12 protein-coding genes are annotated in these 12,283 nt (G+C 37.3%); 8 read left to right on the plus strand and 4 right to left on the minus strand.

The features are described from left to right. Positions 1–135: 135 nt before the first annotated feature. The 3 genes from ACZ5XR_RS05800 (at position 136) to ACZ5XR_RS05810 (ending at position 2,759) form a co-directional block, all read left to right on the plus strand. Entirely contained in the window at positions 136–609 is a 474-nt protein-coding gene (locus tag ACZ5XR_RS05800) for a hypothetical protein (RefSeq protein ID WP_464500729.1), read from the plus strand. 288 nt (positions 610–897) lie between these two features. Further along, the gene (gene sigI, locus ACZ5XR_RS05805; protein ID WP_464500730.1) at positions 898–1,644 is read left to right on the plus strand and encodes an RNA polymerase sigma factor SigI; all 747 of its coding nucleotides are present in this window, start codon (positions 898–900) and stop codon (positions 1,642–1,644) included. Next, complete coding sequence (locus tag ACZ5XR_RS05810; protein WP_464500731.1) at positions 1,641–2,759, plus strand: anti-sigma factor domain-containing protein; 1,119 nt, start codon at positions 1,641–1,643, stop codon at positions 2,757–2,759. The genes sigI and ACZ5XR_RS05810 overlap by 4 nt, the downstream gene beginning before the upstream one ends. A 45-nt stretch (positions 2,760–2,804) precedes the next feature. Here ACZ5XR_RS05810 and ACZ5XR_RS05815 read toward each other — a convergent pair whose 3' ends face one another. Then, entirely contained in the window at positions 2,805–2,996 is a 192-nt protein-coding gene (locus tag ACZ5XR_RS05815; RefSeq protein ID WP_464500732.1) for a small, acid-soluble spore protein, alpha/beta type, read from the minus strand. Positions 2,997–3,107: 111 nt separating this feature from the next. Next, complete coding sequence (locus ACZ5XR_RS05820; RefSeq protein WP_464500733.1) at positions 3,108–3,461, minus strand: DUF3905 domain-containing protein; 354 nt, start codon at positions 3,459–3,461, stop codon at positions 3,108–3,110. 133 nt (positions 3,462–3,594) lie between these two features. Between ACZ5XR_RS05820 and ACZ5XR_RS05825 the strand changes: the two genes are divergently transcribed. Both ACZ5XR_RS05825 and ACZ5XR_RS05830 read left to right on the plus strand, forming a co-directional pair. Further along, on the plus strand, positions 3,595–3,756 hold the full coding sequence (locus ACZ5XR_RS05825) for a hypothetical protein (protein WP_464500734.1): 162 nt from the start codon (positions 3,595–3,597) through the stop codon (positions 3,754–3,756). Further along, on the plus strand, positions 3,756–3,887 hold the full coding sequence (locus ACZ5XR_RS05830) for a hypothetical protein (RefSeq protein ID WP_464500735.1): 132 nt from the start codon (positions 3,756–3,758) through the stop codon (positions 3,885–3,887). Before ACZ5XR_RS05825 ends, ACZ5XR_RS05830 begins: the two co-directional genes overlap by 1 nt. A 19-nt stretch (positions 3,888–3,906) precedes the next feature. On the opposite strand, the gene ACZ5XR_RS05835 is transcribed toward ACZ5XR_RS05830, so the two are convergent. Beyond that, positions 3,907–5,649 carry a B12-binding domain-containing radical SAM protein gene (locus tag ACZ5XR_RS05835; protein WP_464500736.1) on the minus strand — a complete coding sequence of 581 codons (1,743 nt, stop codon included), beginning with the start codon at positions 5,647–5,649 and terminating at the stop codon, positions 3,907–3,909. Between the two features lie 372 nt (positions 5,650–6,021). Between ACZ5XR_RS05835 and ACZ5XR_RS05840 the strand changes: the two genes are divergently transcribed. The 3 genes from ACZ5XR_RS05840 to ACZ5XR_RS05850 all read left to right on the plus strand — a co-directional run bounded on the left by ACZ5XR_RS05840 (position 6,022) and on the right by ACZ5XR_RS05850 (position 10,984). After that, positions 6,022–7,035, plus strand: a complete 1,014-nt coding sequence (locus tag ACZ5XR_RS05840; RefSeq protein WP_464500737.1) for a 2-oxoacid:acceptor oxidoreductase family protein — start codon at positions 6,022–6,024, stop codon at positions 7,033–7,035. Then, the gene (locus ACZ5XR_RS05845) at positions 7,035–9,329 is read left to right on the plus strand and encodes a thiamine pyrophosphate-dependent enzyme (RefSeq protein WP_464500738.1); all 2,295 of its coding nucleotides are present in this window, start codon (positions 7,035–7,037) and stop codon (positions 9,327–9,329) included. Before ACZ5XR_RS05840 ends, ACZ5XR_RS05845 begins: the two co-directional genes overlap by 1 nt. Positions 9,330–9,538: 209 nt before the next feature. Continuing rightward, a complete protein-coding gene (locus ACZ5XR_RS05850; RefSeq protein ID WP_464500739.1) occupies positions 9,539–10,984 on the plus strand; it encodes a PAS domain-containing sensor histidine kinase in 1,446 nt (481 codons plus the stop codon). A gap of 64 nt (positions 10,985–11,048) precedes the next feature. On the opposite strand, the gene mtnK is transcribed toward ACZ5XR_RS05850, so the two are convergent. Beyond that, a complete protein-coding gene (mtnK, locus tag ACZ5XR_RS05855) occupies positions 11,049–12,248 on the minus strand; it encodes an S-methyl-5-thioribose kinase (RefSeq protein WP_464500740.1) in 1,200 nt (399 codons plus the stop codon). Positions 12,249–12,283 lie beyond the last annotated feature (35 nt).

Raw genomic sequence — 12,283 nt, forward strand, 5'->3', positions numbered from 1 at the left:
TGCACACAAGATTTCTCTTTCTTGTGTGCATTTTTGTTTATTTATTTTTTGTTAATTGGTAATTAATTGGTTATGATAATAGGTGTAAATCCATTTTGAGTTCCAATCCTATCCCACACGAAGCAGGGCTAAAGCATGAAGACAATCAGTAAATTAGAAGCAGTTTTATGGAATATTGCCTTTCCTGGATTTAGTCAATTGCTAACTGGGAATTATATCAAAGGAATTTTATTTGTAGCCCTGGAATTTATTATGAATATGAAAAGTCATTTTAATAGGGCGATTATGTTTAGCTTCTTAGGTGAAATTGAAAGGGCGGAAGATGTCGTAAATTACCAATGGTTAATGTTTTACCCATGTGTTTATATGTTTTCGATGTGGGATGCCTATCGTAATGCGATGCCGGCAAATGAAAAATTTTCATTTTTGCCTTTTGTTTTTAGTGCCTATTTTGTTACCATAGGTCTAATGGTATCACCAAAGGTTACCATCCTTGATTGCCATCCAGGCCCGATCTTTTTGCCCATCCTTTTCTTAATACCTGGCTTACTTATTGGTTTTCTACTTAAATTCTTGTTAGTTTCCAATTCGATTAAAAATAGTAACTGAAAGCTTCCGTTTTAAGGGCGGAAGTTTTTTTGTGTAAAAAATTTTTTCACACCCCCACAAACTACTTAGCAGATAACGTAACTTTGTAGTGAAAAAAGCGATCGCAAAAAATCATCGAGGGAAGGAATTGAGGAAAAAAGAGATATAACGATTAATAGCTTTCATTGGCAATTAACTGTGCAGATAAGACAGCTTTTTATCGGCTATCTTTCTTAAACTGGCAAACACCCCCTAAAATCAAAAATAACATTCGTATGTTATAATTGGTTTAATAGAGAGGTGAGGCTAATGCTCAGTTTATCGTTCATGACCAAAAGGAAGAAGAGAACCCTTGAAGATTCAGTTATCCAAATTCAGCAAGGGGATCGCCTATTGCTTAATGAAATCATTGAAGCATATAAACCTTTTATCGCAAAAACAGTTTCATCTGTTTGCAAACGATATATATATGAGACAGATGATGAATTTAGTATAGGACTTCTCGCTTTTAATGAAGCGATTGAAAAATTTTCAGCTGAGCGTGGCAGCTCCCTGTTAAGCTTCTCCGAAGTACTAATTAAAAGAAGAGTTATTGACTATATTCGAAAACAAACGAGAAATCAACATATAAGCTTGGATTTTCATATTACATCTCTTGAGGAAGAGTCACCGGGAACAGCTATTGTCAATGAGCTTTCTCTTGATGAATATCAGAAAATATCGGATGAACAGCTTCGAAAAGATGAAATTATCCATTTCCAAAAATTATTAAAAACTTTTGATTTAAGCTTTCATGATCTCGTGGAAAATTCTCCGAAGCATGCTGATGCTAGAAAAAATGCCATTCTTGCTGCAAAAATGCTCGTTGAAGATCATGAACTGAAGGATTTATTGCTGGAAAAAAAACGGCTTCCAATTAAACAGCTTGAAAAAATGGTCAACGTCAGCCGAAAGACAATAGAACGCAATCGAAAATATATCATTGCCATAGCTCTTATTTTAATAAGTGATTATGTGTTTATGAAGGATTATATAAAGGGGGTGCTGGAAACATGAAAAAAGGAATTGTAATGGAAATTGACGACGCATTTCTGTTGCTTTTAACCCCTGAGGGTGAGTTTTTGCGTGCCAAGAAACAAAGTCAACCATATACAATTGGAGAAGAAATCTATTTTTTCCCGGTTGGGAATGTTAAAACTCGTCCATCCTTAATGTCGACCAAAAACTTGTTAAAAATGAAGACTGCTTGGGGAGCCGCTTTTGCAATCATTATTTTTCTAGGAACATTTATCCCATTTTATCAAAACAATAAAGCATATGCCTACATGTCCATTGATGTAAATCCAAGTATTGAACTTGGCGTTAATAAAAACATGCAAGTAGTCGAATTAAAAGGATATAATCCAGAAGGTAAAAAAGTTATTTCACAAATTAACCATTGGAAAAATCAGGAAGCGTGTGATGTAACCAAAACCATTTTAGATGAAATGCAAAAAGAAGGATATTTAAAGGATCATCAACAGGTTATCCTAACCACGGTAAGGGCAAATCAAAAGGAAAAAAGTGCGGAAGAAAAGCTTTCGGAAAATATAAAAGAAATAAAAGAAACGGCAAATAAAGATCATTTAGCCTTAAAAGTCCAAAATGGAACGGAACAAGATCGAGAGAAAGCTCACAAATTAGGTATTACCACAGGAAAATATCAAGAGAGCAAAAATCAGACAACTAATAGTGAAGCGAAGCAACAAACGAACAAACCGGCAATTATGCAGGAAAAGAAACCTAAGGTAACTGCTCCTGCCAATAAAAAGAAATCTTGGACTCATGGACAAGAAAAGAAACAAAATGATAATAATAATGCTGTAAAAAAGCAGCACGAAGATAAAGAGAAACCATACCAAAAGAATAAAAAGAATTCATCTGCACCAGGCCAAGTAAAAAAGCTGCAAAAGAACTCAACCGATTCCTTTCAGGAAGAGTCAAACCAAAAGCATAAGTCAAGTCATCATAAATTGATGGGGTTAAAAAATGACGTTTATCTTTGGAAGGGCTGGAACAATATTGATAGCTTAAAGCAGTGGTCCACCTGCAAACACCTTCATGAATCGCAGCACGGGGATCACCCTGGACACGAGAAAAATGGCGGGAAGAATAAACAGCATAACAATTAACAAACAAAAGTCCAGCGATGCCGGACTTTTTTCCATTTTATTTAATTATTTGCCGGATAATTGAGCTTGGGCCTGCTGAACAAGTCTTTTTGTGATTTCTCCGCCAACAGAACCATTTGCACGTGAAACGGTGTCTGAGCCTAAATTGACTCCAAATTCTTGGGCAATTTCGTATTTCACTTGGTCCAAATACTGTTCAATTCCTGGAACTAATAATTTATTGCTGCTATTAGCCATATTGTCAACTCCTTAAAATCACTGCAGAGAATAATTTATCTCTGTAAAGATAGTATTGATAAATCTTCAAAATTCATAAGTGGTAATGTTTATCCGATATGGCATTCTTAATCAGTCATTCCCCTGACTAACGTCCTTTGTCGGATGCATGAATGGCGCAGCTTGAGGTTTTTGTTTCTCTTCCAGAAGTTCACGATTTTCTGCAGTGTTCCAGCCGATATCATTTGTCGGGTGTACCCATTCATCACCTGCCATAATCGATGGGTCTGTATCTTTTGACCAATTCTCTAACGGTGAATTTGGAGAGGCGTATTTGCTGTCACCAATCACCACTCCATGTTCATTAATAAATGGAGGCTGCATTTTTATCCCGGTATTTTTAAAACTAACCGCATTGATTTGATGTGGAAACGTGTCGTCAATACTTAATGAATCGAGAGATTGTTCCTTCTTATTTTTGCTCATGATTCACACTCCTGTTTTTTCTTTATTTTCCTACAGAAAAGTTATTTTATTAATGGAAAAAAAGGTAATGAATGATTCTCCCTTTTTGTTGAAAACTAAATTTGTAACAGATTATCGACAGGGAGGAAAAAACATGGCAAAGCGTAAAGCTGAATTTAATGCAGTTGAAAAATATTCAAAAACACCTGATAAAAATATTCAGGAAAGTGAATTTTCTGCGGAATTTACCGATAATAACAATGCGATTAGGGGAGCCAATCGAAATTCTAAATTAGGGAAAAAAGGAAGAGGGTAATGAAAAGGCGGCGAAGAATCCCTCCCCGCATTCCAAGTGAGGAATTTAGTATTGAATTTGGAGATGTAAATGGAATCAAACTATATGAAATTCCGCAAATGAATCAAAAGAAAAATATCCAAAAAAAATAAGCCGGCATAGCCGGCTATATTACTCTTTAAAGGAAAACATGAGTGTCCTTTCGTTGATGGGATCAAAATAGGCTAATAAACAGGTTGGCTGAATTTTTATATTTCCGGTTTTTTTGTACTCTGCTAAATCAAAAGTAAGCTCCTCAAGCATCGTATGCTTAAATAACTCTTTTTCTTCTAGTTCCAGTTTTAAGAAGTCCGGTCCTAAAAGGTTTGGATTTTCAATAATTTTTTTATAGATGTTTACACGCCTTTCCTTATCAAAGCTTGCATCCCACCATGGCTTCCTTGGTTTGTATTTGTGGTTTCTGAGATAATCAAATTTCATCAGACCAAGGATGATATCCTTGTCTTTAGCCTTATAATGTTCCAGGAAGGAAGATAACCTCCGGAACAAATCTTCTAATTGATGCCCTATTCTAACCCAGCCTTGTTCATCCCAAAAGGAACCAAACTGTTGGAAAAAATCAAAGGGAGACGGGAACACTTTTGTGACTAAATATTCAATCGTTTGATCCATTCGGTGGTCATTCCAGTATTTTTCCAAAACGTCTTCCACTTGTTTGATTTTGACAATATCTTCAAAAGGCAGGACATTATTGCCTAAAATTTCATAAGGTGATTGATCCATATATATATATTTGTGTTCTTCTGCACGAAGCCGCACGCCGGTTCCTCTTAACATTTTTAAAAATCCTAACTGCAATTCCTCCGGGCGCATTTCAAAAACATCATTAAATGTCTTACGAAATGATTTGTAGTCTTCTTCAGGCAATCCAGCGATTAAATCAAGATGCTGGTCGATCTTGCCGCCCTCTTTAACCATCATAACTGTTCGGGTGAGCTTTGCAAAATTTTGCTTTCGCATCACAAGTTCATTGGTGTAGTCATTTGTCGATTGAACACCAATTTCAAATCGAAAGAGCCCTTCCGGCGCCTCGTAGTTTAAAAACTCAATGACCTCAGGCCGCATAATATCAGCTGTAATTTCAAATTGAAAAACCGTACCCGGAAGATGTTCGTCAATCAAAAAGCGGAACATATCCATTGCATAGCTCCTGCTAATATTAAAGGTCCGGTCCACAAACTTGAGAGTTTTGGCACCATTTTTCATTAAATAGCGGATATCTTCTTTGATTTTCTCTCTGTCAAAATAGCGGACGCCAACTTCAATAGAGGAGAGGCAAAATTGGCAGCTGAATGGGCAGCCGCGGCTCGTCTCAATATAGGTAATCCGTTTGCTTAATTGACCAGCATCTTCTGGAAATCTGTATGGTGATGGGAGTTCCTTTAAGTCGAGCTTGTTCATTTGCGGTGTAATGACCACTTCATTATTTTTCCGATAGGCAATTCCATGAACATGATCGTAGTTGTGATTCGTTTCAATCTCTGTAAGCAGCTGTTTAAACGTTTGTTCTCCTTCACCCATGACAATAAAATCAACATCAGGGATCTCTTTCATCCAATCAGCAGTATCATAGGAAACTTCTGGTCCCCCCAACACGATGATAATGGAAGGATCTATTTTTTTTAGCATATTGATAACATTTCTCGTCTCCCCGATATTCCAAATATAACAACTAAACCCGATAACGGCTGGCTTTTGTTGATAGAGGTCGGTGACAATATTCATGATAGGGTCTTTTATCGTATATTCTTTTATTTGGATGTTGAATTCCGGTAAAGCATAGGCTTTTAGATAGCGGATCGCTAAGTTTGTATGAATAAACTTAGCATTTAAAGTAGCACCAATGACATTCATAATAAATCTCCTTACTTTAAAATTGCAGTAACAGTTTATTATAGCCTAGTGTAAGCAAAAAAAATAGGCACTAAACATAATAAAGCATGACTCATGAGTCGTCCTTTATTGGGGTTCTATTATGGGATCTTAAATAAAATGCTGTTATACTACAAGTTTCCCCCTGTTATACAATTGTGAAAACGGTTTATTATCTGATAGATAAAGGGACCAATTGTCAATTGAATATTGTGTTTCAATCTTTTTCTTCAACTATAACATTTGTCACAGCGTTTTTATTTAGCTTGCAATAGAATAACAGTGGGGATGATATTCTATTTATCTTATATTTTAAAAGACGCCCGCGTCTTTCTTATATTTGGGAGGGAGATTATGTCAGTCTTACCGAAAAAAAATGAACTTGGATTTTTTGAAATCCGTCTTGAATCCATCGGTGGGTTAGGAGCGAATTTAGCTGGAAAAATGTTAGCAGAGGCAGGAGTTTTAAGCCTTGGTTTAAAAGGATCTAATTTTTCATCTTACGGATCAGAAAAAAAAGGTTCTCCAGTAAAAAGTTTCATTCGTTTTTGTGACCCTGAAGTAGAAATTAGGGATCACAGTCCAATCGAACAACCGCATATTGTTGGAGTATTCCATGAAGCATTATACAGAACCGTTGATGTTGTCAGCGGATTGAATGCTGATGGGATTGTCCTGGTAAATACAGCAAGAGATTTTGATGAAGTTAAAAATGATTTGAAACTGGAATATGGTAAGCTTGCCATTATTGACGCTTTATCCATTGCTGTTGAGGAAAAAACAAAAGTAAATACCGCGATGCTTGGTGCCTTATATCGTATCTGTGATTTTCTTGATCCAGAATCAATGAGAGATGTGATTCGCAAAACATTTACAAAGAAATATCCACATCTTGTTGAACCAAATATCCGTACATTTGACCGTGGCTATAATGAAGTTCAATTTAAAACATATGAAGTGCCGGAAGGAGCAGAGGGAAAAACTTTCTCCCGTCCACTTCCACTACTTGGATATATGACGCAAGAAATCGGCGGCGTCATGGTATCACAGGCGAATAGTATTTTCAAAGATTTAAGCGGTTCACGTCAAGGATTCCTTCCTGAATTCCAACAAGAAAAATGTATTAATTGTGCAGCTTGCGATAATGTTTGCCCTGATTTTTGTTTTGTGTGGGAAGAAGGAGAAGACAAAAAAGGCAGAAAACAAATGTTCCTTAAAGGAATTGATTATCAATATTGTAAAGGCTGCTTAAAATGCGTTGAGGCATGTCCAACCGATGCACTAGGTGATCTTCGTGAAATGATAGGATATGCAGATGAAAATCGTGTGAAGCAGAACTTTCCTTATATTGCAGGAGGTGCAATCTGATGGCTATTTTAGAAGAAAATTTAAAAAAACAAGGTGTCGCAGAACAGGTTTCAACCTTCGAATCGGGTAACGAAATGGCTGCCATGGCTGCAGCTCAAATTAATTATCATATTATGGGGTATTTCCCAATTACACCATCCACAGAGGTTGCCCAATTTTTAGACCAAATGAAAACACGCGGCCAGCACGATATTAAGTTAATTCCCGCTGATGGCGAGCACGGCTCCGCAGGTATTTGCTATGGTGCAGCAGCAACCGGTGCACGGGTAATAAATGCAACAAGTGCAAATGGCTTTTTATATATGATTGAACAGATGCCTGTTCAATCAGGAACACGCTTCCCAATGGTTATGAATCTGGTAACACGTGCTGTTAGTGGTCCGCTTGATATTCGTGGAGATCACTCCGATTTGTATTATGCATTGAACACGGGATGGGTTATTTTAACAGCTAAAACACCTCAAGCTGTTTATGATATGAATATCATGGCCCTTAAAGTTGCTGAACACTCAAAAGTTCGTTTACCGGTTATTGTTGCCTATGATGGATTCTTTACTTCTCACCAAAAACGTCGTGTGGAATACTTTAAGGATCGTTCAGTCGTGCAGCAATTTGTCGGCGAATGTCCAACAGATTATAATTTTGTGAGAGATTTGCGCAAACCTGTTACAGTAGGTGCCCATATGAGCGGGGATGATTTCCTGAACAACCACTACCAGCAATCTGAAGCCATGTACAATGCTGGTGAGGTATTTAGAGAAATTGCCACTGAATATGCTAAACTATCTGGAAGAGAATATCCTGTGCTCGATTTATATAAAATGGAAGATGCAAAGGTTGCCTTATTCTTATTAAATTCTGCAGCAGAATCTGCTAAGGATGTTGTTGATCAGCTTCGTGAGAAAGGGATTAAAGCAGGTGTAATCAGTCCCAATATTATTCGACCATTCCCGGCAAAAGAAATCCGTGAAGCGCTTAAAAATGTAAAATCATTATTAGTTGGTGAGCGTGCGGATTCATACGGTGCCCATGGTCCAAACCTTACACATGAAGTGAAGTCTGCCCTTCAAGACGATAAAAACAATCAAACAATCGTGTTAAGCCGCGTTTTCGGTCTTGGAGGCAAGGACTTCTACGCAACCGATGCGCAAGCTTTCTTTGATATGGCCATGGATGCGATGGAAAAAGGTTATGCGGAAAAACCATTTGATTACTATGGTCATGTTCTGGGTGACCCGGAAAAAGATCTTAAGCCTGTTATTTTGCCTCAACATGGCGATGTCTTTAAAACAGGGCTAATTGACGTGAAAATGGATGAAGAAACAAATAAATTAAAAGTGAAAATTCCACCATTACGTGCTTTGACCGCAAAACCAAAAAGAATCTCATCCGGTCATGGCGCATGTCCAGGATGCGGAATATTTGCAGGCTTAGAGCTGTTCTTTAAAGGAATTGAAGGGGATATTGTTACTCTCTTCCAAACAGGCTGCGCCTATGTAACAACTACCGGCTATCCAAGCACCTCACACAAACAAACGATGATGCATAACCTGTTCCAAAATGGTGCTGCAACATTATCAGGGACTGTTGAAGCGTTCATGGAATTAAAGCGCCGCGGTGAAATTGAAGTTTCGGATGATGCAACATTTGTCATGATTACTGGTGACGGCGGTATGGATATCGGAATGGGTTCAGCGATAGGTACTGCGCTCCGAGGACATAAGCTGATCATGCTTGAATATGATAACGAGGGCTATATGAATACCGGTTCGCAAATGTCTTACTCTACACCATTGGGCCATATGACCAGTACATCGGGTGTGGGAAAAGCACAGCGTGGTAAAGCATTCCATCATAAAGATACCGCGCAAATTATGGCTGCCACAAATATTCCTTATGTGTTTACAGGTTCGGAAGCATTTCCGCAAGACTTAATTAAAAAAGGTGCAAAAGCACAGTGGTATGCTCAGAATGTTGGCACTGTTTATGGGAAAATCCTGATTACTTGTCCGCTAAACTGGAAGTCAGATGACCGATATGGCAGAACAATAGTGGAACAAGCCGTAAATTCATGCTTCTTTCCGCTATACGAAGTTGAACAAGGAATTACGACGATTACTTATAATCCGGAAGAGAAAAACAAACGAGTGCCTCAATCTGATTGGTTAAAATATATGGGTAAAACAAAACACCTTCTAAAGGATGAAAATAAACCAATTTTAGAAGAGTTTGAGGCGGAAGTAGAAAAAAGATGGCAGCGACTAAAAGCAAAGCACGAAAATCCGATGCTATAATCGCTCAAAAAAAGCAAGGCGCATAGCGTTTTGCTTTTTTTCATTTTATAATTAAAAGGAATTCACATACAAATTATAAAATTTATAAAATCATATTATGGTATTATATATAAAGGATTCATTTTTTGGTATTCGTGGGGTGACTATTAGTGGAAAAGCAGTTCGGCGAAAAAGATGCTCTACCTTTATCTGAAGGGGGAAACATTGATATGAAAGAATTAAAAACTACCCCCGACCGGGTTATGGGGCAAAGGATTAGTGTAGATGCACATATACTTGAGGAATTATTTTTATTTGCCTCCGAGGGTATTATCATTGCCGACGATAAAGGAAATATAGTAAATGCGAATGCCTCTGCCTGTTGCATTCTTGAATGCCCTTTCCATGAATTAGTTGGTGTTAATTTTTTGCAGCTTAATTCCTTGGAAAAAAGCCGCAATGTAGAAAAGGAAAAAGAATTTTTTCGTGCCGGTTCTATAAAAAGTCAATTACTTTTGAAACTGCCAAATGGAAAGGAAAAATTCATTGACTATTCATGCAAATCCCATTCAAAGGAAGGTTATATTATTGCTATTTTTCGCGATATTACCAAAAGTCATTTGATGGGAAAAGAATTGCAGGAAAGTGAACAAAAATTCAGAAGGATTTTTGAAGATTCCATAGATGGTTTAATTTTGTGGAATAACCAATTTCGAGTGGTTGATATTAATAGCGCAGGGGAGAAAATGTTTGGCATTTCAAAAGACCAAATAATCAGTCGCTTTGTTTATGAGCCATTTTCAAAAGATGAGGAGAATAAACAGTTAATTATTAAACATCTCGAGCAAGTTATCCAAAAGGGCAAAATTGAATCTACCATTATTTTTAATGATATAGACGGGAAAAAGAGACATATTGAATGTTCTTCTAAACTGGAAATTGTTGATGGTATTAATTTCACCGTTTTTAAAGATGTAACTGAAAAAGTGGCAATTGAGGAACAGCTCCGTAAATCGGACACCTTGAATGTGATCGGTGAGCTGGCAGCAGGAATTGCCCATGAAATACGCAATCCAATGACGGCCTTAAAAGGTTTTATTCAATTGCTTGAAGGAAGTATTAAGGACGAGCATTCCATGTATTATCAAGTCATTACATCAGAGCTTGGGAGAATTGATTCGATTATAAATGAATTTTTAATTTTGGCCAAACCACAAGCAATCAGATTCCAAGAGAAGAATATTATTACGATTATGATGGAAACGGTTGAACTTCTAAACGCTCAGGCGGTCCTGCACAATGTTCAATTTACTACCGATTATGAGGATGACCTGCCGCTCATTTTTTGTGAGCCGAATCAAATGAAAAAGGTTTTTATTAATATCATAAAAAATGCTATTGAAGTGATGCCACATGGTGGTACTATTTCGATTTCCATTAAGATGACAGAAAATCATCAAATTCGGATATCCATTCAGGATGAGGGAATGGGAATATCAAAAGAAAAATTAAAAAAACTTGGTGAACCTTTTTATACGACCAAAGAAAGAGGTACCGGCCTGGGACTTATGGTCAGTTATAAAATCATCGAAGAGCATAAAGGGAATATACAAATCGATAGTGAAGTCGGAAAAGGGGCTACTTTCCATATTTCCGTACCAATAAATAATAAATGATTAATTAGGAAAAACACTTCTTGGCAGAAGTGTTTTTCCTAATTAAATGAAATAAGAGGCTGTTTTAAACAGCCTCATTATTTATGGTTTCTTTAACAGTGCTAATGAAAAGGTCAAGAGCGTTTAGCTCTTTTCGTTTTTTGATAAGGATCCTTCCCAGTTCCAATGTTTTACGTTTTGCCACCAGTCTTGCTTGTGTATCGCTTATTTGATCCAAATCGGCTACATGTGCAAGCCCAATCGTTCTTCGGATTAACTCACACCCGGCAAAGCCAAGTGCATCCTCAAAATATTTATTTAACACGTAAGATAGGAATGGACTGGATTTTGAAAGCTCCTCTTTATTTTCTGTTTCCCATAAACGGGAATATTCTGCTTCAAAGACATTCCAAACTGTTTCCACATGGTTAATAAAAAGACCACGGTGATTTTCATTTGTGATGGCCTGAAAAAGGAGATTCGCAAATACTTGACCGATATCGAAACCTGCAGGTCCATAGAAAGCAAATTCCGGGTCAATTACTTTTGTTTCAGAATCATCTGCAAAAACACTGCCAGTATGCAGGTCTCCATGAAGGAGAACTTCAGCCTCGGTTAAAAAGCTTTTCTTTAATATCGCGACATGAACCTTTAGGTCATCATCGTTCCAAAGTGATTCGACATCAACGCGCAGCTCCTCCTCAAATTCATTGGTTTCCGCGTTAAAATAGGGATCAGTGAAAATTAGATCCTCGGTAATTTTACAAAGCTCGGGATTGATAAACTGTCGAACCTGTTCTTTTTTTAATGTTGGGCTTAATGCGTAATCGGATGTATAAAATAATGTCCTCGCCAGATATTCTCCAATATGATTAGAAATGAGCGGATAAGTCTCACCATTTATAAAGCCTGTCCTTGCAATGGATAGATGTGAGAGGTCTTCCATTACCGTTACCGCTAAAAAATCATTTGTAAAATAAACTTCTGGTACATAATCCGGTACAATTGCCCTGAATATTTTTAACGCATCCGCTTCAATTTTTGCCCTTTTAATCGTAAGCGGCCAGCTTTCCCCTACAACTTTTGCGTATGGAAGGGCCTGTTTGATAATAATACTCTTCCCATGGTGCGCATCCACTAGATGAAAGACTAGATTAAGATTTCCATCACCAATTTCCTGGCAGATAATGTCTGCATCATCGGCAAATATATTTAATGCTCGTCCAAGTTCAGAGGCAGTAGCTTCAGTTAGACGCTCGTAGGTTTCTTGATTAAGTATGCTCATATTGAGTTCCCCTAATTTTTTCAATTTGCTAAAAA

This window comes from Neobacillus sp. Fa239, assembly GCF_055395235.1.